This is a genomic window from Thermoplasma sp., from assembly GCF_023256435.1.
GTDB lineage: Archaea > Thermoplasmatota > Thermoplasmata > Thermoplasmatales > Thermoplasmataceae > Thermoplasma.
This window is the reverse complement of sequence record NZ_JAGDXM010000050.1, coordinates 1-23229: the sequence shown is the minus strand read 5'-3', so window position 1 is coordinate 23229 and position 23229 is coordinate 1. Positions and strand designations below refer to the sequence as shown.

At 44.9% G+C, this 23229-nt stretch carries 24 protein-coding genes; 6 read left to right on the top strand and 18 right to left on the bottom strand.

Going from position 1 to position 23229, the window contains the following annotated elements; genetic code table 11:
• The 10 genes from Q0C15_RS07060 to Q0C15_RS07015 all read right to left on the bottom strand — a co-directional run.
• Positions 1-394: cobalt-precorrin-4/precorrin-4 C(11)-methyltransferase (locus Q0C15_RS07060; protein ID WP_297217722.1), on the bottom strand; the 394-nt coding region annotated here is incomplete at its 3' end.
• 4 nt (positions 395-398) lie between these two features.
• On the bottom strand, positions 399-1079 hold the full coding sequence (cobI, locus tag Q0C15_RS07055; protein WP_110640816.1) for a precorrin-2 C(20)-methyltransferase: 681 nt from the start codon (positions 1077-1079) through the stop codon (positions 399-401).
• Positions 1076-1678: a precorrin-6Y C5,15-methyltransferase (decarboxylating) subunit CbiT gene (gene cbiT, locus Q0C15_RS07050; RefSeq protein WP_297217718.1), complete on the bottom strand. Its 603-nt coding sequence runs from the start codon at positions 1676-1678 to the stop codon at positions 1076-1078. The genes cobI and cbiT overlap by 4 nt, the downstream gene beginning before the upstream one ends.
• Complete coding sequence (cbiD, locus tag Q0C15_RS07045; RefSeq protein WP_297217715.1) at positions 1653-2774, bottom strand: cobalt-precorrin-5B (C(1))-methyltransferase CbiD; 1122 nt, start codon at positions 2772-2774, stop codon at positions 1653-1655. Before cbiD ends, cbiT begins: the two co-directional genes overlap by 26 nt.
• Positions 2771-3523 (bottom strand): precorrin-3B C(17)-methyltransferase, encoded by a 753-nt coding sequence (cobJ, locus tag Q0C15_RS07040; protein ID WP_297217712.1) that lies wholly within the window; start codon positions 3521-3523, stop codon positions 2771-2773. Before cobJ ends, cbiD begins: the two co-directional genes overlap by 4 nt.
• Positions 3523-4299, bottom strand: coding sequence for a precorrin-8X methylmutase (locus tag Q0C15_RS07035; protein ID WP_297217710.1), 777 nt, complete (start codon positions 4297-4299; stop codon positions 3523-3525). The genes cobJ and Q0C15_RS07035 overlap by 1 nt, the downstream gene beginning before the upstream one ends.
• A complete protein-coding gene (locus tag Q0C15_RS07030) occupies positions 4277-4591 on the bottom strand; it encodes a hypothetical protein (RefSeq protein WP_297217707.1) in 315 nt (104 codons plus the stop codon). Before Q0C15_RS07030 ends, Q0C15_RS07035 begins: the two co-directional genes overlap by 23 nt.
• 9 nt (positions 4592-4600) lie before the next feature.
• A complete protein-coding gene (locus Q0C15_RS07025) occupies positions 4601-5017 on the bottom strand; it encodes an SAM-dependent methyltransferase (RefSeq protein WP_297217704.1) in 417 nt (138 codons plus the stop codon).
• Positions 5014-5640: a bifunctional precorrin-2 dehydrogenase/sirohydrochlorin ferrochelatase gene (locus Q0C15_RS07020; protein ID WP_237265266.1), complete on the bottom strand. Its 627-nt coding sequence runs from the start codon at positions 5638-5640 to the stop codon at positions 5014-5016. The genes Q0C15_RS07025 and Q0C15_RS07020 overlap by 4 nt, the downstream gene beginning before the upstream one ends.
• 223 nt (positions 5641-5863) lie before the next feature.
• Positions 5864-6448 (bottom strand): ACT domain-containing protein, encoded by a 585-nt coding sequence (locus Q0C15_RS07015; protein WP_110640804.1) that lies wholly within the window; start codon positions 6446-6448, stop codon positions 5864-5866.
• A 120-nt stretch (positions 6449-6568) separates the two neighbouring features.
• Here Q0C15_RS07015 and Q0C15_RS07010 point away from each other — a divergent pair, with 120 nt between their 5' ends.
• Positions 6569-7777, top strand: a complete 1209-nt coding sequence (locus Q0C15_RS07010) for an argininosuccinate synthase (RefSeq protein ID WP_297217699.1) — start codon at positions 6569-6571, stop codon at positions 7775-7777.
• A 30-nt stretch (positions 7778-7807) separates the two neighbouring features.
• The gene (locus Q0C15_RS07005; protein WP_297217696.1) at positions 7808-9136 is read left to right on the top strand and encodes a lyase family protein; all 1329 of its coding nucleotides are present in this window, start codon (positions 7808-7810) and stop codon (positions 9134-9136) included.
• Here the strand turns inward: Q0C15_RS07005 and Q0C15_RS07000 are convergent.
• The 3 genes from Q0C15_RS07000 to Q0C15_RS06990 form a co-directional block, all read right to left on the bottom strand.
• Complete coding sequence (locus Q0C15_RS07000) at positions 9107-9955, bottom strand: SMP-30/gluconolactonase/LRE family protein (protein WP_297217693.1); 849 nt, start codon at positions 9953-9955, stop codon at positions 9107-9109. The two genes, Q0C15_RS07005 and Q0C15_RS07000, sit on opposite strands and share 30 nt — an antisense overlap.
• A gap of 76 nt (positions 9956-10031) precedes the next feature.
• On the bottom strand, positions 10032-10274 hold the full coding sequence (locus Q0C15_RS06995; protein WP_297217689.1) for a hypothetical protein: 243 nt from the start codon (positions 10272-10274) through the stop codon (positions 10032-10034).
• A gap of 10 nt (positions 10275-10284) precedes the next feature.
• Positions 10285-11940, bottom strand: coding sequence for a DNA alkylation response protein (locus tag Q0C15_RS06990; protein ID WP_297217686.1), 1656 nt, complete (start codon positions 11938-11940; stop codon positions 10285-10287).
• Between the two features lie 207 nt (positions 11941-12147).
• Here Q0C15_RS06990 and Q0C15_RS06985 point away from each other — a divergent pair, with 207 nt between their 5' ends.
• A complete protein-coding gene (locus Q0C15_RS06985; RefSeq protein ID WP_297217684.1) occupies positions 12148-13551 on the top strand; it encodes an APC family permease in 1404 nt (467 codons plus the stop codon).
• A gap of 81 nt (positions 13552-13632) precedes the next feature.
• Entirely contained in the window at positions 13633-14514 is an 882-nt protein-coding gene (gene pip / locus Q0C15_RS06980; RefSeq protein ID WP_297217681.1) for a proline iminopeptidase, read from the top strand.
• A 458-nt stretch (positions 14515-14972) separates the two neighbouring features.
• Here the strand turns inward: pip and Q0C15_RS06975 are convergent, their stop codons facing one another.
• Together Q0C15_RS06975 and Q0C15_RS06970 are read right to left on the bottom strand one after the other, a co-directional pair.
• On the bottom strand, positions 14973-15845 hold the full coding sequence (locus Q0C15_RS06975) for a diacylglycerol kinase family protein (RefSeq protein WP_297217679.1): 873 nt from the start codon (positions 15843-15845) through the stop codon (positions 14973-14975).
• A 35-nt stretch (positions 15846-15880) separates the two neighbouring features.
• Positions 15881-17416 (bottom strand): FAD-binding oxidoreductase, encoded by a 1536-nt coding sequence (locus tag Q0C15_RS06970; protein WP_297217677.1) that lies wholly within the window; start codon positions 17414-17416, stop codon positions 15881-15883.
• A gap of 946 nt (positions 17417-18362) precedes the next feature.
• Between Q0C15_RS06970 and Q0C15_RS06965 the strand changes: the two genes are divergently transcribed.
• Complete coding sequence (locus tag Q0C15_RS06965) at positions 18363-18752, top strand: HPP family protein (protein ID WP_297217675.1); 390 nt, start codon at positions 18363-18365, stop codon at positions 18750-18752.
• Positions 18753-18761: 9 nt separating this feature from the next.
• Here the strand turns inward: Q0C15_RS06965 and Q0C15_RS06960 are convergent, their stop codons facing one another.
• On the bottom strand, positions 18762-19841 hold the full coding sequence (locus Q0C15_RS06960; RefSeq protein WP_297217672.1) for a site-2 protease family protein: 1080 nt from the start codon (positions 19839-19841) through the stop codon (positions 18762-18764).
• A 283-nt stretch (positions 19842-20124) separates the two neighbouring features.
• Entirely contained in the window at positions 20125-21213 is a 1089-nt protein-coding gene (locus Q0C15_RS06955; protein ID WP_297217669.1) for an MFS transporter, read from the bottom strand.
• A gap of 114 nt (positions 21214-21327) precedes the next feature.
• Here Q0C15_RS06955 and Q0C15_RS06950 point away from each other — a divergent pair, with 114 nt between their 5' ends.
• Positions 21328-22539 carry an MFS transporter gene (locus tag Q0C15_RS06950; protein ID WP_297217666.1) on the top strand — a complete coding sequence of 404 codons (1212 nt, stop codon included), beginning with the start codon at positions 21328-21330 and terminating at the stop codon, positions 22537-22539.
• Position 22540: 1 nt separating this feature from the next.
• On the opposite strand, the gene Q0C15_RS06945 is transcribed toward Q0C15_RS06950, so the two are convergent.
• Positions 22541-23143: a 2,3-diphosphoglycerate-dependent phosphoglycerate mutase gene (locus Q0C15_RS06945; RefSeq protein ID WP_297217663.1), complete on the bottom strand. Its 603-nt coding sequence runs from the start codon at positions 23141-23143 to the stop codon at positions 22541-22543.
• Positions 23144-23229 lie beyond the last annotated feature (86 nt).

Here is a 23229-nt window from a genome sequence, read left to right as displayed (position 1 = left end):
GCGATATCCCGTCCATCGTGAGCTCTATGCCAAGCGACGCCGCTGCAGACGTCAGGACGCTCACGCCAGGAATTACCTCATACGGTATCCCAAGCTGCTCCAGAACGGATGTCTGATCCTTCAGCGCGCCGTATATATGAGGATCGCCTGAATGAACCCTTGCTACGTTTTTTCCACGATCATATGCTTCCCTGATTATCCCCATGATCTGATCAAGGTCAAGCTGAGCGCTGTTGTAAACCTCCGCATCTGGCTTTGCGAGCTTTATAATCTCAGGATTCACCAGAGATCCCGCGTATATTATCACATCACACGATTCTATTATTCTCCTTGCCTTGACGGTCAGGAGATCAGGATCTCCTGGCCCGGCACCAACAATGTATACCTTCGCCATTTCATCACCTCCTCAATATGATCATCGAAAAATAGTCGGCCTGATCTTCCCCTGGCTGATCTCTTATGATCTGCTGTGGCATCGTGCATCTCCTAGCATAGACGCATGATCTGAATTCTGGAAACCGCCTTCTGGCCTCCTCAATCATGGCCGATCCGCCGGGAACCTTCATGATTATGACGGTATCAAAGTCAAGCCGCTGCCGCTTCATGAAATCATTATACGTTATGATGGCTATGCTCTCGTCGCCCTTCGCAAGATTCATGCCTGCAACTGATGAACAGGCGTCCAGGGAACTAACACCAGCCACAAATACAACCTCCACGCCCTGTTTCCTCACGTCCTCGAGTATGTTGCTGAATGTGCTGTAAAGCGTTGGATTGCCAAGTACAGCATAGGATACCGTTTTGCCAGAGGAGACCGCTCCAATTATCATTGAAACGTTCCTTTCCCATGCCATCCTGTTGAACTCTCGATCTCTGGTCATGGGGAATTCCAGATCAACCGTTTCAGTATCTGAAAAGCCGTGCCTTTCCGCAAGATCCCTTATTATGTTCTTCGAGATGCTGCGATCAGCGGAGGATCCAGGTACGAATATAATATCGCTCTGTTTCAGAACGTTTACAGCTTTCACGGTTATGTACTCGGGATCCCCGGGACCAAGACCGACGACGTACATCTTCATGGGGATGCACCCGATATTACAAAGATTGGATTCCTCGCTATCATCGCATATCCCTCTGATGTGCGCATGCCCTTGCTTATCATCGCCTGAACAACATCCACATCGCTGTATCCACGCCTAATCATCTCGTCCAGGGATTGATAAGCTGTGTGAAGCTGGATCGCGTTCACAACAACCCTGGAACCATCATGTGTTATCTCAGTTATCTTATCGAAGAGTCTCCCTATTTCGGCCGTTCCGCCGCCGACGAATACAGCATCGAACTTTCTATCGCCTCGAAAGTCATAAATATCGGCCATCTCCACCGTGTAATTTCTGTAGCGACATAGTGCAGCACAGTTTTTAGCGGCCAGATCAACGGCATCCTCTCTGATGTCTATGCCCATCACGCTGCCATCCGGACCCACGATGTTGGATATCTCAACGGTCATCGATCCAGATCCACAGCCTATATCCATGACGCTCATTCCACGCCTGAGCATCAGATTCGAAAGGCTAAGTATGCGTATTTCCCTCTTCGTCATCGGTATGCCCTCCGATCTGAAAAAAACCTCGTCGGGGATCCCGTAGACATCATAATCCCATTGCTTCAGATCCATATTTACTCACCAGAGCCTTTATACCTTCGCTCAAACGCAGTGCATACGGCTTTCCATGCGAATCGATCATTATGCATGAGAATGCTGTACTCTCTCCGAAAAGAGTACGCAGCCTCTGCACTATGCGATCCACCAATAGATTGGCCACCTCATCCATCACGCCCTCATCGCGCAGAACTGAAAATGCGCTTTCAACTGTGTTTGAATCCAATACTCTCGCAATCGTATCCCTGCTCACTCCCACCAGAGCCGCATAGGCTGCTATGGTCTCGAACCTCGCATCTGCAATGCGACTGTGCGTATTCGTCACTCCAGCGGCAAGCTTGACAAGTTTTCCCGGCAGGCCAAATATCAGTATCTCTCTGAATCCATTTTTTAGAGCAAGTGTTATTGCGTCCCCTACTCTATCACCGATCAGAATGAAGGAGGACGGTGGCAGCGTAAGATACATTTCCGCAAATTTAAGTGCGGTATTTCCTGGACACAATACTGCTACGCTGCTGGCGCACCTGCCTGTCTTCAGAAGATATTCAAGATGGGATGAGTAATCTGGACCGGAAACTGGCTCCTCGATTCCTGTCGTTCCAATTATGGATATTCCGCCGATTATTCCGACCCTTGGATTCATCGTGGATCTGGCAAGATCCTCTCCTTCAGGAACGGACAGAAATATGTCGCAGCCTCCTGATGATATCGCTTCGCGAACTGCATTCTCGATCATCATCCTAGCGATGGGGTTGATGGCGTATTCACCTTGGCCAACAGGAAGCCCGCCTGAAACAACCTTCCCTATACCCTTCACTGCATGTATACGTATTCCCTCCTCTGAACGAAGAATTGCCACGCTCTGAAATACCGCGTTATTCAGAATGTCCGGGTTGTCCCCGGAGAACTTCCTGACGCGGGCCATACCTGATCCGGTCTTCAGCTGTCTCATCATCTCAACCCTTATCTCTATCCTGATGCCTATCGGCGTCGGTATACCGACGTAATCCACGACCGTTCCGCCTGCGGCCAGAGCGGACGCTTTCGCTGCGGCTGCAGCAGCCGATCCGCTCGTTATGCCATACTGCTGGAATGGATTTGACTGAGTCATGCGTCGATGCTGTATTTCTTGCTGTATCCACGCCTAGTAGCCATCATATCTCTGTAAACGAAGGTCTCAGAATTACCCACAATGACGGTAGTCAGCATATCGATCTCCTCCGGGACGATCTCAGAGAGCTTCGTTATTTTAACAGACTGGCCTTCCCTGTAGGCATTCCTAACTATACCGACCACCGTATTCGGATCTCTGTACTTTGCAAATATGTCTATTGCCTTCCTGAGGTTGTCTGGAAATCTAGAACCTCGCGGGTTGTATATCACGGTGACTATGTCTGATTTCGCAAAGATCTCAGCGCGTTTCATTACCACTTCGAGAGGTGTCAGCAGATCGCTCATGCTTATGACCGCAAAGTCGTTTGTCAACGGGGATCCAAGGAGAGAGGCGGCAGAAGATAAGGCTGAAATACCCGGCACTATTTCCACTTCAACATTGGATCCCTTTCTCTGCATCATCTCCAGTGTTGGTGCCGCTATACCGTATATTCCTGCGTCGCCACTTGATATGACCGCAACGGTCATACCCTGATCCGCCAGATCGATTGCACGCCTTGCTCTTGCAAGCTCGTTCTGCATTCCACTGATCTCGTATTTCTTTTCCGGGAATTCTTCCCTCACGAAGGAGACGTACAGCGAAAAGCCGATTATAACATCGCTGCTGGCTAACGCCTTCCTTGCCGCGGGCGTCATGTGATCGGGGCTGCCCGGGCCAATGCCAATTATGTATATTTTTCCATACATCACAGAAACCTCCCAAATCCATTCACTATGGAAGCTGCTACGGAACTACCACCACGGTGGCCATAGACCGTGAAATGCTCGATTGAGCTTGACATGAGTCGATCCTTCACGCTCTTTGCATTCACGAATCCGACAGGTACACCGACTACAGGTACGTCATACCATCCATTTTCTTCGATCATCGTTATCGCCTGATCAAGCGCAGTTGGAGAATTACCAATCACGATGACCGAATTCCTGTTCTTCAGAAGACCCTTCATGATCCCAGCGGCGGATCTCGTTATACCTCTCTGTTCCGCTATTTCCGCGGTTTCATCGTCATTCAGATAACAGGCGATCTTGTTCTTATTGAGAACCGGTTTAGCGTATATGCCGGACCTCACCATCTCGCTGTCCACGATTATAGTAGTTCCTGCTCTCAACCTGGAGACCATGGATTGGAAGAATCCTTCGCTGTATCTCACAAGATTTACCATGGCGAAGTCCGCCGTGGAATGCACAATCTTCATGACTATATAGCGCATGGGATATCCGATATCCCGTGGAAGCATCGAATCTATTATGGAAAAGCTTCTCTCCTCTATCATCTTGAAATCATGTTCCCTACGATCGCTTCCCATCTGATTCAGAACTTCGGCGTATATAGCGTCAAATATGATTTTTTCGAGATCTCCGGCAATCACTGCATTCAATCCCATGTTTATCACCGCGGAATGGTTTGGAGAACTCAGGCGCATGGATCCGGAATCAAATTCAATTTCGTATCTTATCCTCATCTTTCCTACCCACCTCCCTGAGGTTGATGATCTGACCGGTCACTATCAATGCTGGTGAATTTGCATACTCTGCAGTTATATCCAGCGGCTGTCTGAAGAACGACACATTCTGATCCGGCCTCGTTCCGTTCTCTATTACGACGACAGGCTTTCGGTAATCCATTGAAACCAGAAGATCCCTGATCTTTCCCAGATATCTCGCACCCATCATTATGACCACGGATCCTGATGCAGCCATAGCCGATCTTATCTCAGCTTCATTGAAATTTCCGCTGGCATCACTCGCGGACACTATGGTTAACTATTCCGAAAAGCCCCGTCCAGTAAGTGCGATTCCGGCCATCTCCGGCACTGCAATCGCCGATGATATGCCGGGAACGATCTCATAGCTTATACCGCGATGAACCAGCATATCGACCTCCTCATGAAGATGAGAAAAAACTGCAGGATCGCCGGATTTAAGATGGGCAACCACAGCATCTTCAGTATTATCGAGGATGTCCGATATCCTCTCCATGATGTCATGATGGTCTTTTGAGGATCTGTGACCCACATGGATCTTCTTCTTTTCTGAGCAGAAACGGATCAGGATATCTTCTGGAATAAGGCTGTCGTAGAGTATGAGATCCGATTCCTGAATAGATCTGACGGCGCGAATACTCATTAGATCTGGATCGCCCGGTCCAACGCCTATTATATAGTATTTTCTTGCTGTCATTGTCCATCGATCAGACTTTCCAGCATCTTATCCGGATCACCTGTACCAGATGCAACCATGCTTCTCATGTTCCTGTCAACGGCGATCTTGTACATCATAACGCGGCGCCTTCTTCTGTCACGTATTCCTGAAATTATCTTAGTTCTGTTTCTGGAGATAAAATCTATCATCAGGGCATCCTCTCTGGTGATTATGCCATATTTATCGATGCATGCATTGAGCCTCTTCTTTATCATAACGGTCATAGCCGGACTCTTCCCCTTTGTCGATATGCCTATCGATACAGGCCCTTTCTTTATCAACGCGCAAAGATTTATATCGCTCAGCATCACGCGATCCGGTATGTAAACCATGGTTGAATACAGAGATGCCATGCTGGCGAGCTGCGCGTCTAGAACCTCATCCTCGGTGGAAATGAAGGTGATGATGGGCCTAACATCCCTGACGGTCTCTATTCCATCCTCAAATTTCCCAGAAACAACTGAGACATGTGGATCGACGATCCTCTCATCGGTGAATGCATAGATGATCGAAGCTTCCTGGGAAAAAGCCACTATCTTCTCATCAAATTCATGCCCATGGCCTATGAAGACCAGAGGATGTCGATCGAGTTTTATGTCCATGATCATGGATGATGGAATTGTGAAGTTTATTTAAATTTTTTTAAACTAACTTCACCAAATGAAAAACAATAAAGAATCGAAAACTTAGGAGATGACATACCTTGAATGAAAAGATATATCATAATTGTAGGAGATGTGGGGCCCGTGACCGAAGATTGTCAGACTCCGTCGATCTTAATCCTGTTATTCCGATAGAAAGATGACGGCCACATAATGAATTCGATCAGTAGGCTGTCAGCGCAGAATAAGCCTTGACTGCATCCTCCCTATTCACGACTATCATGGTTTCATTGGAACATGATATGAGCTGTAATATGTTTATTCCCGCAGCGTATATTCGCTGAACCACATTCAACGCGAAACCAGGGGTGGAAACTATGTCATATGGCGAAAAGATATGGATCAGGCTGACGTTCCTTTCAACATTCGCATCCCGGGGTATGTTCTTGGATCTTGTTTCATCGACGATATAAACCACAGAATCCGTAAGGAACGTTACGGAGAGAAAATCCATATCCAGCTTCCTCTTGGCCGTTATAACGGATACCTTATCCTGCAGAGTCACCTTGCTTTTCCTTAAAAGATCATCAGTAGCCTTGCGATAATCAGTTATCCTTCCGCTTTTCATAATCTTCTGCAGCGCCGACCTGACCGAAAGCGGATTTAGATCTCCATTTTCTCTGCTTATGAGAGCTGCCAGTCCATTGAGATTGACTATGCCGGTATTGAGCAACGTGAATATCTCTGGCCTTTTCACAAGATAATCCATCGTCCTCTCTTCCACATCTCCCCTTATTCTTCTATTCATAATATGTAATATTAGTTTTGAATATAATATTTTTTACTTAATGACAAAATAATGTTGAATTGTTTTTAAAAATTCAAATATCAACGAAAAATTGTTTATATCGAATATAAATGGATGCCCATGGAAAAAGCTCTTCTGCTTTATTCTGGAGGTCTTGATACATCCGTAATGATAAGCTGGCTTCAGGAGAAATTGTCGCTTAGCGTCTCAACGCTCACTCTTGATGTGGGCAATACGGATTTGAACGCGATTGCTGCCAAAGCCGAATCGCTGGGTGCGTATCCAGTTTTTGTTCATGATGCCAAGGATCAATTTGCAGACAGATTCATAGCAAAATCGATTATGTCCAATGGAAACTACGAGGGATATCCTCTTTCAACTGCTTTAGCAAGGCCACTCATGGCAGAAGAGGCTGTTCATTATGCGCATAAAATTGGGGCCAAATACATAGTCCATGGGTCTACTGGCAGGGGAAACGATCAGGTGAGGTTCGAGGTTTCCATAAAGGCATTTGATCCCTCCATAGAAGTTCTGGCTCCTGTGAGGGAATGGAACATGATGCGCAGCGACGAGATAGAATACGCAAAAACCCATGGGATACCTGTGAAGCTGGACGGCAAATATTCCATAGACGAGAACATTTGGGGGAGATCCGTTGAGGGCCCCGATATTGAAGATATCGGAAAGGGGTTGCCTGAGGATGTCTATGAATGGGTCGTTCCACCATGGAAGGCGGAAAAGAATGTTGAGATCACGCTTGCCTTCGACGGTGGCATTCCCACGGAGATGAATGGTGAAAAGATGAAGCTCTCGGATCTGATCATGAAGCTGAATGCCCTCGCTGGATCGGCCGGGATCGGGCTCATCGATCACGTGGAAAACAGGGTCGTGGGACTCAAGAGTCATGAGGTTTATGAATGCCCTGCCGCAGCTGTGATCACCCACGCCCACAGATATCTGGAGTCCCTGATCCTCAACAGGAATGAAGCAGAGGTAAAGATGATGCTAGACTGGCAGTTTTCAAAATTCGTCTACGGTGGACTCTGGCATGATCCAGTTATGAACGCCATAAATGCAGCAGAAGCCGAATTCAACAGAGACATAACGGGAGAGATCAGGATGAAGCTATTCGGTGGACATATCTTCAATGAGGGTGCCTGGGGAAGCACGTTCATATACAACAGGGATCTGATAAACTACAGTTCCAGTAAATTCGATCAGAGGGTATCAAAGGGCTTCATAGAGGTATACGGAAATGCCACTGTGCACTCGCATAACAGAAAAACAGCTGTTGATCAAGAGATGGCCGGATCTTATTTTGATCTATAAGAAAGAAAAAGAATCTAGCGGGATGATGGAATGAAGCTCTGGGAAGGGGGATTGCATAAGGATCATGGATGGAACGCGACGGAGCCTTTTGTGAAACGCGATATCGATGCAGAACGCCAGCTGTTGAAGTATGAAATACTATCGCTGATAGCCTATCATCTGGATCTTTATGAGAAACGCGCCATCGACAGGGATGAATCAATATGCATCATTCATACGCTCCTATATATTCTGAGGGATCCACCGTCGATCACCATCGACTATGAGGATGCACATACCGTTGTGGAGAATGCAGTTGAGGACAGGTGCGGAAAACTGGGTCATAATCTTCGTCTCTATCTCTCAAGGAATGAACAGGTTCACAACAACGTTCTCATGTTCACGATTGAGAGAACTGCAAAGATTGTTTCGGATATGCTGCAGTGCATAAAAGTGCTAGAAAACCTGGAAACAGATGCTTTGCTGCCTGGATCTACACATTTCATGCCAGCGATGCCGATATCTGCCAGAACCTATCTCAACTACATAGAGGAATCGCTTGCTTTCCATATCAAAGCGATCGATCATTCCGTATCCATCGTCTCTGATCTTGCCTACGGATATGGATCCGGGTATGGAAGCCCTTTCTCCGGATCGCTTTACACCATGGCTGTGATGCTTGGACTGGGACAGCCTCATAAAAACCCTATGTTTGCCGCATCTCTTTACCAGTACGTGTTCACATCAGTCGCGAATTCAATAACGCAGACCGCGGTGTTCATCTCCAGGATCGCGATGGATCTCATTGATTATTATAGAATGGGTTACGTTGCTTTGCCTGATGCATTCACAACGGGGAGCTCACTGATGCCAAACAAGAGAAATCCGGATTATTTAGAACTTCTTCAGGGTATAGCCTCACTTTCAATGTCAAATGCGGTTATGATCTGGTCCACGTTTTTGAACAAGACCTCCGGATATCATAGAGATTTTCAGATAATGAAAGATTCATTTGTAGAATTCATTGATTATTTTTCAGATGCCCTATCGCATTTCAAGACACTTATAGAAAACATTCGCTTCATCTCTAATATACAGAAGCTCCCGGATGAGATCTTTGCAACCGGAAATGCGTGGAACGCCTTCAAGATGAAGCATGACTGGAGAGAAAGCTATATTGACATAGGAAAAATGTTGAAAGATGGTACGAATATAAAACCCTATGAACCTGAGAATTACATCGACGTGGTGGAGATGCAGGATCTTGAGACGATCGCGGAAAAGTATTCCGACATATTGAAAAAATGGGACAACCTCATAGAAAAGGCCGAAAAATTTGCAGAAGGAATTTCAGGGAACGCTGAATACAAAGGTCCTTGATCCTGTGTATTCAGTTTTCACGCGGAAGAGACTTCCACCGAGATCGTCCGCATTTCCATTTGAGGCGGATGAAACGTAAAGGTCATGCAGTCCATCACCTGCAAATACGCATGATGTTATATTCTGGGCTGGGAACTTTATCTCATCTATCTTTTTCTGCTTTTCCGGATCATGAACCGTTATCCTGTTACCGCCCCAGTGCGCAACCCATAGATTACCTTCAGCATCGATGGTCATGCCGTCTGGATTTCCCACCTCGTTTCTGAAATCCACAGCCGTACCTATCCTCTCTATGTTCATCCTGCTGTCATATGAGTAGGCCTCGACCCTTCTCTTCGGCGTATCGATGTGATAGAATACTTTCTTCTTCGTGTTCCAAGCTATGCCGTTGGATATCGTTAGATTATCAAGAATACGCCTGATGGTCTTTCCTGTCAAGACGTATAGCGATCCTATTGGCCTCTTTTCCTCAAGATCCATGGTGCCGGCAACATAGTTACCGAACGGATCTGCCTTGCCGTCGTTGAATCTTGTGGACTTCTGTTCCTTTTCCACCTCAGTCAGCAGCGTATGCCTTCCTGTATCGTCAATAAGATACAAACCATGATCGACTGTGGCAGCCATCATGTTGCTGTCAGTCGGCACTATGGACGATATCATCCCGATGGAAGCGAAAGTCTTCATCTCAGAATTATCAAGATTCAGGTAGTGAAATTTCTTACCTCTTATGTCAACCCAGTAAACTCTGTTCCTCTTTTCGTCAAAAGTAGGGCCTTCGCCTAGATCGTCTATCTTCTTAAAAATAATTTCTGGATCCATGCATAAGTATGCCTGTTTGATATAAATTTATGCGCATTAGGATCACACGTACCTGCTCATATAACCGTTCCTGCAATCAGGGTGTAGAAGATCTTGGGAATATGTATATGGTATCGCCGTCCTTGAGCACATACTGATCGTCTTCTGGCCTCATGTTTGCATACATTCCAATTTCTATTGGACGTATAAAAGTACTGAAGCGATCAATCAGGGTTTCCTTCATCTCACCGAATGTAATGCCTTCCGGCACAATGAAGGATGATTCATCGAAACCTAGAGCGATGGAAAAATGGGATAATACTCGTATCCTTATTCGCATGATTCTGCAATCATTTTACCTCTATGACCTTTTCGCCACCACCTATGTTCATCCAGTCAACGACCCTGTGCAGATCCCCGAATGGAATATCAGGTGGCAATGATCCCAGAAAATGCCTATAGTAATATATCCTTGCGGCCATCTGCATTCCAACATTCCCTGTTTTTTCAGATACAGAAAACATGTATGCGAGAGAGGAGAGGTAGCCGAAGAGGTTGAGCATGTCCTTTGCAAAATACTCCATATTTACAGACTTCCTATAGGCCATAACCTTTTCGCGAACATAATCGAATGCCGCCTTTACTACGGCCGCATTTTCAGATGAAAGGTTCTCCATGATGTTCCATATTAGCGTGAAGATCTTTTCGTCTATGTCTTTCTTCTGCACAAGCTCCAGAAAATCAAGTGCCTGTATGTTGCTTGTTCCCTCCCACAACGACGTAACGATTGAATCCCTGTGGAACTTCTCTATGGGAAATTCCTTCAGGAAGCCCTTTCCTCCAAAGACCTCCATTGCATATCTTGTGACATAATCGCTGGACCAGGATGCCACGTTCTTTGCCATATGCGTAAAGGCCCTGGCCATATGGTACTGATCGTCGTAGGGAGGCGTCAAATGCGATGCCCTGTTGAACATGTCGGCTGCAACCATTGAAAGCACCGTTGATGCTTCCACCTCAGATTCCATCTCAGCCAGATCCCTAAGCATGAGAGGATGATCGATTATGGGCTTTCCGAATGCCGTCCTTCTTTTGGAATAGAGATATGCCTCCCAGAGGGCTTTCCGCGCTATACCCACCGCAGCTATGGCGTCATCTATTCTTGAAACTTCAAGTATCTCCAGCGCTATGTATATACCATTCTTTTCATCGCCCATCAGATATCCTTCAGAATCCTTGAGCACCACCTCGCCGGTCGGCACCATTATGGTGCCCAGCTTGTCCTTTATCCTGCGTATCTCATAGTTACGCGTACCGTCAGATCTGATCGTGGGAACAAAGAAAACCGATATGCCTTTTGCGCCTGGTTTCGCACCCTGTATTCTGGCTGTGACTACTGCACCATCGGCCAGGCCTGCATTGCTTGCAAAGTATTTGTTTTCCCCATTGAGTATATATTTCTTGCCAGATTTAACCGCGGTGGTTTGATTTGCGCCGAGATCACTTCCGCCCTGTATCTCGGTGTAATAGGTGGCGCCAAGCCAGTGATCGCCGTTCACATAGTGCTTCAGAAAGACCTCGAGATCCTTTCCTCCGTATTTCTTAAGACCGTATGCAGTCTGACCTGTTAGCGTCAGAGTGCAGAACAGACCGGAATCAGATATAAGATATCCAGATATGAAATGGTACATGAGATCATTTTTCTCAACGATGTTAGATACAACACCCATATCCAGCAACCTATCGATCATGTTCTGATGCGTTCTAGATATCCATATTCCATCTGTACGGTTATCGAGAACACCCCAGGTCTGCAAGGCAGGTTCACCGTAATGATCAATGAAGATCGAATCCTCTATCATCTCCGTGCTGACGTATCTTCCCATCTCAGAGAGCTTCTCATCAGCATCGTATCCCAGATAATTCAGAACGTCTTGTAGCACCAGATCATCCGAGAAATAATCTAGCCCCTTGCTCAGAAAGATATTTGAGAAATCAAACTTCATAATGATAGATCTTGAAAATACATATAAATATTATCGATCTTTTCTGAGTTGGAAACTTTAATCCTGTCTTGCTGAATTAAACTATATTTCAATTATATATGGTATATACAAAGTAGGCAGAATTTATATATTTCCATATTACTCTTGGTAATATATGATTAAGGAAAGATTATATAATTGATAATAATTGACCTGACTGGTATTATCATGGCAAAGACTCTCAGAAGAAATGTGCTGAACTTCAGGGAAGTTGTGTTTCAGGGGGTTGCTGCTTCGGCACCGGCAGGCGCTGCGGTGGCTACCATGACGGGTTCTGCAGCCTTTGCTCTTGGATCTCTTCCACTGGCTGCGGTGGTAGCTTTCGTGATCGTGTTCCTGAACGCCGTCATCATTAGGAAGATATCCAACCATGTTGCCGGTCCGGGTGGATACTATGATTACATAAAGAATGGTTTCGGTAGCGGAGTCGGATCGTTCTCCGGGTGGATTTATATTCTGTATCAGATAGCCGCCCTGGCGTTCATATCTCTATCCATAGCAGTCTTTGTTCCCGCACTGCTAAGCTATATATACGGTGTGACGGTTTCGTCCTATCTCTGGATACCTCTGCTAATTGCATCGGCCGCATTCGGATATATCGTCTCATTTTTAGGTATCAAAGGATCGCTCAGATATGTATCAGTCATGGGATCGTTGGAAATAGCCGTGGTTGTTTTTATAGGTCTCTTCATAATACTGAGCCATCCATCCATCAATACCACCAGCGTCTTCACATTGAAGTATGATTCATACGGTGTGAGTGGAATCGCGCTTGGCGTTCTGTTCATGTATACAGCCTTTTCTGGTTTCGGCGGGATGACGCCGTTGGGTGAAGAGGCGAAGGATGCCAAAAGAATGATAGGTAACGCAGTCGTATTGTCCTCCATAGTCCTCGGCATATTCTTTGTCTTTGCAGCCTATGCCTTTACGGTTGGATGGGGGCCGGCCAATATGGAATCCTATGCAAACAACCTTGTACCAGGAATAAAACTAGCTCAGGTAGACATAGGGCTTTGGGCGGCCATTCTCATAACTATATTTTACATAAACAGCATACTAACGGACAACGTTACCTTTTCCAACAGCGTCGCACGAATAACGCTGTCCATGAGTAGAGATGGTATCCTTCCTTCATCGCTCTCAAAGGTTCATGACAAGAGAAGAACGCCGCATCTCGCCGGTCTTGTCATGGTAGCTGCAGCAGTTCTCATAGGCTTCCTCAGCGTGGAATTCCTTGGCCCCTTTGGAGGCTTTCTGTTTACCGGAGTTCTTTCAACACTAGCAGCTCTTCTAGTACATATGATAGCAAATCTTTCGCTTCCGGCCATATTGAGAAAGAAGGGGCAGCGGATAGGCCTTTCGAATATAGCCCTTCCCGTTGCTGTCACGGCTATACTCGTTTACGTATTCTACGGCACGTTCATATCAATATCGGCGCCTGTCATAGCTGCCTCCTTATCCTTTGCAGCATGGGCCCTCTTTTCCGCCGTATACTCGTATGTGAAAGCAAGAAATGTCAAGATATCAGAAACGACGTTTAACGAAGAGCTTACTGAGGCTGTTGAGGATTGAAATCCAAATTTTTATCTATTTATGATCTAAATTTATATTTAACATTTTCTTAATGTCATTGATCGATGTTGGTGGATTGAAATGTCTGATGAATGCACAGAAAATTATGCCAAGATTAACGGAATATACATATATTACAAGCTCTGCAGAGCCGATGATGAAAAGGCAAAGCTCATGACAATGCATGGTGGACCTGGGATGTCGCATGACTATCTGCTATCTCTCAGGGATCTTACCAGGCATGGTATAACCGTGTTATTCTATGATCAGTTCGGATGCGGAAGATCGGAAGAGCCAGATGTACGAAATTTCACAATAGATTATGGAGTCGAAGAGGCAGAGGGCCTCCGTTCGAAAATTTTTGGTAATGAAAAGGTGTTCCTGATGGGATCGTCTTACGGTGGTGCTCTCGCACTCGCCTACGCTGTGAAGTACCAAGACCACCTGAAGGGATTGATAATATCAGGTGGACTATCATCCGTTCCGCTCACCGTCAAGGAGATGAATAGACTGATCGATGAACTTCCTAGCAAATACAGGGATGCAATAAAGAAATATGGATCTGCTGGTGTCTATGATAATCCCGACTATCAGGAAGCAGTCAACTACTTCTACCATCAGCACCTTCTCAGATCGGAGGACTGGCCTCCGGAAGTTCTAAAATCGCTTGAATATGCCGAGAGAAGAAATGTGTACAGGATAATGAATGGCCCGAATGAATTCACCATAACTGGAACGATCAGGGACTGGGACATAACAGAGAAGATCTCGTCCATAAATGTGCCTACGCTGATAACTGTTGGCGAATACGATGAGGTTACGCCAAACGTGGCTAGAGTCATACATGAAAGGATATCTGGGTCGGAACTACATGTATTCAAGGACTGCTCACACCTAACTATGTGGGAGGATCGCGACGGTTACAACAAACTTCTAGCCGACTTTATAATCAATCATGCATAATTTTTGATCCACCAACTGTCGCTATATGAAGCGTTATTGTTTTTATTGGATGCAGATATCTGCCAATATGATTCCTTTGAACAGTATAAAATGCAGCGTCTGTATCTTATCTTTCTCTTTTAGCTTCATCGACAAAAATCATTATTTATCCTTGTAATTCACTTATAGAACCATAATAATATCATAATTGAAGGGCATCTACAAATCAAAAACCGCTTGATTGATTTATAAGTTATATCGACTCTGCATGATATGGGCAGGTGAATGATCATTTGTGTGATAAAGCATGTCCCGAAGTTTTAATGTCCAACACCCGTTTTCTGAAAAATTGATATATACTCAATAAATTTTCATATGTCTAGTCCTGAATTTGTTCAAGAATTGTATCGAAAACTGGAATCCAGGATTGATAAAAATGGGGCATATGATAAGCGCAACATCTTTCAATTTACGTATCATCATTTTGCAATGAAACTGATCTGGCCCGCAACCGAAACGTTGATCGGAGTGCGCCCGATCACCTCGCCGTCTGCTTCAACCAGATGACCATGACTTTTCACGGATACGGATCTTCCCCTGAAGCTGTGTGCATAACCCCTATCAATATACGAGCCATCTACAAGATAGCGCAGATTCAATGCTGTCTTCACCTTTGAAAAGGGCATCAAAATGTGAATATCCAGCAGGCCGTCATTTATAGCAGATGTGGGCGAAGCCATCATTCCCCCGCCGAAATACTTTCCATTGGCAAGGATAGCTTCAATGGTAGAGATCGTTTTATCCTCCCCATCAATGCTTATGGACAGATCGAAAGGATGCATCTTCCAGATTGTCGAGAAAACTCCGACGCTGAACGAACGCCTCCCAAAATATTTATGCGAATTAACGTAATCCATAACCTCTGCACCAAAACCTATCTCCAGAATATTCAGATAATATCTGCGCTTCATATCAGAGAAGTTAATTTCGAATACATCAACTGCAGAAATGTTTCCAGCTTTCATTGCAGCTATAAAATCCTCTAGGGTCCTTATCCCTATGCTTTTCCCAAAATCTGAACCCGTCCCAAGAGGCAACACCGCCACTTTAATGTTTTTACCAACTACGCCATTGACCACCTCGTTCAAGGTACCATCTCCGCCACATGATACTACCACATCGAATTCGCCCTCTGACAATTTGCTAGCGATCTCTGTGGCATGGCCGGGGCGTTTCGTGATCTCATAGGAATGTTCTCCAAGATGATCGAATATTATTTTGCGATGGCTTTCCCATGCCGTCCCGGCTCTGCCATGCCCAGCTGATGGGTTTACAATGAATAATGCTCTCATTGATCAAGTCATCAAAGATTTGCTATAAATAACTTTCATTTTATAATTTCAGGATTCAGCATATTGTCTGGATCAAGGAAATGCTTCAGCTGGCTTATCAGCTCGAATGCCGACCCCTTATATGCTGGAAGCAGATCGCTGAGATATTGGCCGATTCCATGATGATGCGATATGGATCCGCCAGATGCCAGTATGGCATTCATAATTGCGCTCCTAAGCGATCTCAGCGTGTCAGCCTTGTTCTTTCTTGAGTAGAATAGGAAGGTGAAGTACAGCGCAGTTCCAGATACATATTCATGAGAGGCATGGCACATTATGATGGAAGGTATCTTCATCCTGTCAGATTCATTTTTAAATGCGGATACAACTGCAGCATAAAGATCGTGTGCCTTTGACCAGAGAACGGATGTTTCTATGGTATCAGCTATTATGCCATACCTGATCAGCTCATTGTAAAGATACGGCCTATCGAACCTCGTCCTAGCCCACATTCTGGCAGGAGCAGATCCAAGTCCTATTCCTCCCTTGATATCTATCTTACCGTCGTCCATAACTATGAGTATAGATCCGCCGTCATGAACACCTCTGTATCTCAGGTACGATCGAAAGAGTCTGTATGCAGCGGAATCCCCCGCCGCAAGGAGAGACAGCGAAGTTTCCTGGTCATCCGAGAGCCTGGCCACTATTCTGGATCTTCCCGATGCAAATTCATTCCTCAGCGCCTCGAGGCCATCAGAAAAGTTCCTGAACATATACGCTTTATAATAATAACGATCCGGCACCCTTCTGACCTTCAGCCAGGCTCTTGTTATGATTCCGAATGCACCTTCGCTCCCGATTCCTATATCCGCAACCCTAAAGAACGCAGACTCAGCTGGTACGACATGATCCGTGAAAGTACCGCGTGGCGATATCATCTTTATGCCGAGAACCATGTCTCTTATCTTGCCGTATCTATTTGACTCCTGGCCCGCCGCATTCGTTGCGATCCATCCTCCAAGCGTGGAGAACTGGAATGATTCTGGAAAATTTCCAAGCGTAAGTCCATGCTCGTTGAGCCTCCTTTCAATATCTGGCCCCAGAAGGCCGGATCCTGCCTCAAGAACCATTGATCTTTCATCCAGATTGAAGACGTTTAAATTTCTGGTGTCCAAGCTTACAGCATAGCCATGCTGACTGTTCGGCTTCAAGCCACCGGTGACCGAAGTTCCGCCACCATAAGATATTATCATTCCCTTTCCCCTGAGCTTATTCATGATGCATTCAATTTCATCTTCTTTAGGATATACGACTGCGTCAACTATGGGAACATCAACTCCATCCATTATTGATGCATATTCCATTGCACTCTTTCCCATGGAATGCAGTATTCTATCCTCTGATCTGAATGAAATTCTGTCCGGAGGTAGACATTGTGAGATCAATGATAGAAGTTCCGAATTCTCCTCCAAATTCTTCCTTCTGTAGATCCCGTCCCATTCTATTGCGTTACCAACTCCGAATCTATTCTTTATATAATCCAGTATGATCTTATCCGATGCAGATTCACGATCTTCTCTACCCCAGATCATCCTTGCTCCATCATTCATTTTGCGATGACCCCCACATACTCAATATGAAATGCTTCTATTTGTTCCCAATCGCTTGAACTCTATATGGAAACCCACTGACTGGAATATGGCCCATATGCTCTCTCCCGCAGAGGATTTCTTATATCTTTGTCTGCAGTCTCTTCATTCATTGCGACCACGGCATGTTCTTGGGATTATCCGTAATTCGACCTAGGCATTCCGACTGCAGACAACCTTCATATTTTATCCTTAGGATCCTACCAAAAATATAGGACATGATCGAATAAACTTATCGTAAAAGGTTTATCCCACAGAACAGAAGGACAAACCCATAAGACCACTCATATTGCGGCTATGTAAGCTATTCCTGAGCTAAAGCTTCGGATCTTCCTCTCATCGAAAGGAGATCTGTCTTTTCAGACATCCAGACAAGCACCATATCGTGATATTCACAGGCATGGACTCGGATCTCAGCGATTTTACCTAATTATCATCCACTTGGTTATCGTGGGGATGCAAAAAATATAGGAAAACAATTTATGAGTATTTCCATTGAGTGAAGTCCGCGTATCTCATGTCCGAAGAAAGAGTTTTACAGCTTCCCCCAAACCCACAACTTCTCTTTTAACATCAAAATAATTTCATAAATCACTTTATACCGGTATTCAATTCTTTCAATATAATTTACAGTATAACGTGAATTGAACCCAGCGGAAAACCAATCTAACATTCTCCCCTTCCTATAGGTCGGAGCTTTCTTGCTCATTTTTTGCAAATTAAGATCCATCAGGTTCAGCCTGGTACCATTTCGTATTTTCATTCTAACGCATTTGATGCTTGTTTTCGGTCAGCTTACTTATATTTTAATATTTTTTCAATATCGCTATGCATTATGAAAAGATTACACCAAATGATATCCTTTCTAATTCTATTTGCGATCATAAGCATGATAAGCTATGTTTTTAAGATCATTCTCCTTGCACCTCCATTTGCCGTATCTGCATATCTCATCACGGTGGAAAACAGAGGCAGATTTTCTCATCCAAATTCACTCATCATTTCGTATCTTTTAGTCATAACACTGACAACGATCTTCCACATGCTTATGGGTACACAGTATCTATCGATCTATCTGAATGTTAGTCTGGTCGCCATATTCATAACATACTCAAGATTCAGACATCCGCCTGCTATTGCACTGACCATATTTTCATACATAGCACATAACGATGTTCTCTTCGTTGAGTCGAGCCTTATGATAGCGGTTATCCTCTGGTTTGCAGATCGGATTATATATTATGCCAATAAAAACGAAGGAAATACAAGAAATCCCTGATCAACAGCATCAGGCCGGCTTTATCGGCACTATGGTGAATGTCAGTATGAACATGATGAGTGAGAACACGCCTATGGCGATGTCAAGCTTTGATATCTTCGAATAATCATTCAGGGCTGGTGGATGAACGAGCCCTGTGAAAACAACAAATATGGCGATGATCCACCAGCCAGTGTAGAAGAAACCGATCGCGAATAGGAAGCCAAGAAATACATAGGAAAGAACATTTGCTCTGCTACCAAGAACTCCGCGAACTATATGGCTTCCATCAAGCTGACCTGCAGGTATGAGGTTCATTGCGGTCGCGAACATCCCAACCCATACTGCAAAGACCATAGGGAAAATTGGACCGGAAAAATTCACGTTCAGTCCAAGAAGATGATATATTAGAGGGAATGTGACCTTGAATGGTATATAAGCTGGCGGTATTGGCTTTACGACGTTCTGGAAATAATCTGCAACGAACATCAGCGGCAATGCGGTCAAGAATCCCGCTATAGGACCAGCTGCGCCAATCTCAGCCATAGCCTTGCGGTTGGGGAGCGGATCTCTGAGGGAGATGAACGCGCCAAATGTGCCTATGCCTATGGGAAATGGTATGAAGAACGGAAGCGAGGCCTTCACATGATGTTTTCTTGCCACCAGAAAGTGAGCGCTCTCATGGATTCCCAGTATGAGAAGCAGTGGTGCAGAGAAGAATATAAAGCCATAACCCCAGAGCCTAAGTGTGTAATATGCACCTTTGGGAACGAAGTTTATGGAGTACTGCGATCCAACGTACATAGTTGATAATATTGTGGCAATAAGAAGAATCAGGTTGACAGCATTGCCAAAGTATCTCTGCTGCGGCCTCTTCGTCACCTGTATTATATTTTCGCCGTCACGCAGGATCATAGGGATGAATCCCCGGTCTATAAGATCCCTTCTTATGGAGTCGAATGCCTCATCTATATTCGGATTGTCGCTATCGAAAAAGTAGAATTTTACAGAAACAGGATCGACTATAATATCGTAGACATTAACCTTTGAAGTCACGACAGAAACAACGTATCTCAAATCCTCATTCTGAACCTTGATAGTCTGCTCCATTTATCATTACCCGGCGATGAAATCTCTTCCCCGGAAGTAACGAGATGCATTCACGTTTCATGCACTCTGACCCTCCGGGGAACTCTTTGCCCGCCTCTGATCGGATTGTCACCGAAAGCTACACCACATATTCTCGATTCGAGGCCCATGGCAGGGCAACCTCTAGTCTCACGTCGTCGTTACCACTCACGATTCATGGAACTAGATGATGAGACAAACCAATATCAAAAATTGATTTAATTACTTTTACATTTCAAACCGATCCGATACGACACTGTTTCGTTCAGGCCTTATGCGGTACAGAGGTTGAGGAATGCGAAAAGATTCTATGACCGACATCAGATAAGGCTATGAGACATGCCATCGAGAATATTGTGATCGCCACGGCCGATATCCTTATGGAACCTATCAGGTATATTATCGTCGGAACCAGAAAGCCGTTTATTGCTGAAAAATTCATGGATGGTCCTATCTTTTCTGGGCTGAGATTTTCGTCTCTGAGGAATCCCGGTATGACTGCATTCACGGCTAGGCCGAAGACGGTGAAGACGATGGCAGCATAAAAATTGAGATATAGGAATGCAAAGATGGAGAGGATCATTGAAATGGACGCTATGGAATACAGGGCCTTTCTGAAACCATAGCGCTTTGCCATTATAGGAAATATCATGTAGGCAGGTATAGCGAGAAAATACGCGACCTCTGATTCCAGGAACGCAGCGGATCCATATATTTGTGGAATTATCTGCAGGACGAAGGCTGGCTCGAACGCCAGAAAGTATATCAGAAAACCGTAAACGGAGAAGTTGAAACCGGATGCTATAACATGCCCTATGTTAACCCGGCGTAGAAGCACACCTATGGCCGATAAGGGTATGGCCACCGCGCCAGACATCGAGGCATATCTGTAAGGCACAACAGCTGATATGGCGGCTGCAAGTATCCAGCCTATTGCCCAGCCACCTGTTGTTAATCCTATGATGTGCTGTTTCCTGGTTCTCACAGCCACTTCAACCGCAAATGATGTGGATATGCCGAAGGCTATACCGATCACGAATCTGAGGATTATTAGGATCGGTACGCTGTTCAAAAAGGAAATGGAAAATGATGTCAACCCAAGGACAGACATTGAGAGCATGAACGGCGTACCCAGGTACCTGAAACGTGAATAAATATAGGCACCTATGAATCTACCTATATATGGGGAGCCAATTATAATGAATGTAGTATAATATGGTATACCAAGAGTTTTTGATATATATGGGATGTAAAATGTTGGAGTTACAAGAATAAATGTCGGAATAACATAGCCAATTATAGCCATAATTTCAGATATATGACCATATTGCCTAACAGTGTATGGGTTATGCATATTTTTCTAGACATTTTGTTTAATTATTTAAACGTTGTTCATCGTTTTTGATACATCTGACGAAACTATTCGGTAGATGGAAGAATAGATTAAGATGTAAACTATTTCGGAGGAATGAGCGACGCCGGTGCATCAGTGCCATACTACAGGAACAGATCGCTGTGGGGAGTAAGCATTGCAGCCTCCGTAAGATCCATAGGCTATGGCGCCACATGGCCCTTCCTCGCCGTATATTTCAACACATATCTCCATATGAGCCTTATTTTTGTGGGCTTCATTTTCACTCTCAACTCTGGTATATCAATACTTTTCAGCCTGTTTGCGGGATACATGGCAGATGCCTTCGGCAGAAAATCAACACTGGTAGTTGGCAATGCATCCGGTTTTGTCCTATATCTTCTTCTATCGATATTTGCGCACGGAAATGTCGCACTGATCTCCATACTGTTTATCTTCACCGCATTTTCAGGATCACTTGTTTTTCCCTCTGCTAACTCCATAGTGTCCGATATAACATCCAGCACTGACAGGGAGATGGGATATGCCATATACAGGATAATGGCAAACCTTGGGTGGGCAATAGGCCCACTGATCAGCGCGATCATATTCTCTTATGGATTCTCCTTCATATTTCTCTTTGTAGCTATTGCAAATGCCACCGCAACCATAATTTCTATCATGTTCGTGAATACGAACGCAAGGTTCAGAACACAGAGATCCGGCTTTCTCGTTAAGGATTACACACTCTTCTTCTTCAGCATACCTGTGTTTCTCCTCATAATGGTATCGTCCCAGTTTTCGGTCACTCTTCCGATATACATCGTCGATGATCTGCACATAATAATAAGAAACCTCGCATATTTTTATGCTGTAAACGGTATAGTTGTGGTTTTGGGGCAGTATCCCATATCAAGGATGATGAGAAGATATTCGGATCTGTACGGACTCATACTTGGTTCCGTATTTTACACCATCGGATATCTGATGGTTTCATTTTCGCATACCCTCTTCTACCTCATAATTGACATGATCGTGATAACAATAGGCGAGAACTTCACCTCTCCAAACATAAGTACCGTGACATCTAAGATCGCACCAAGGGATAAGGTCGGCAGGTATATGGGTTTCATAGGCATGATAAATCAGCTGGCAAGAACAGCTTCACCATCCGTAGGCACATTCATCCTGTATTCCCTTTCATCCTCACCGGTGCTTGTCTGGCCCGCGATAGATGGATTCGGCATCTCAGCCATAATATTATTCCTTATGTTCAAGATATTCTTTGTGGATAGGCATAAAATTGCGGGAAGACCGGTAAATATTTGACTCATCTACGGTTGAGGTATTCCCTCACTCTGTCGGTTATGGTGATGCTGCCAAGCGTGATGAGTTTCCCTATCTCGACGTCTATTATTGTCATCGATGCGTTCTTTATGGATAAACCGTAGGTCTCCTCCTCGCCCATCTCTAGAAAATAGGATACAGCAGCTCTGACTGGATCGGAATGAGTAACATAAACGTTTATCCCATCTCTTGAGGCTATGGCTTCAACAACCCTTTTCTGCAGGCTTTCCCATTTCTCCATGCCAAGTTCCTCTCTGACCTTACCGGTGATGTGGCCACTGTACAAATCATCCTTGAATTCATTTGCTCGCCTACCACGGGCTTTTCCCAGGCCGATCTCAAGCAATCGCTGATCGGTTACAACGTCCTTATTGAAGGCATCTGCAATGACCTGAGCCGTGTCGAATGCTCTTTTTATTGGGCTGGAATAGAAATTCTTTATGTCCAGGCCCTGAAGCTCTTTCGCCGTATGCTGGGCCTGCATTATTCCCTTTTCCGTTAGCATATTATTATCAATTGTATCGGATAATATTCCTTTGACATTTATATCGCTCTCTCCATGCCTTATCAGTATAGCAATCTTCATCTGCTCTTAATCACCGATGCCTATTAGAAATTTTTATCCTCCATGAACGGGAAGACCCCTTGACTTGGCAGGGGATGAAAGCGAAC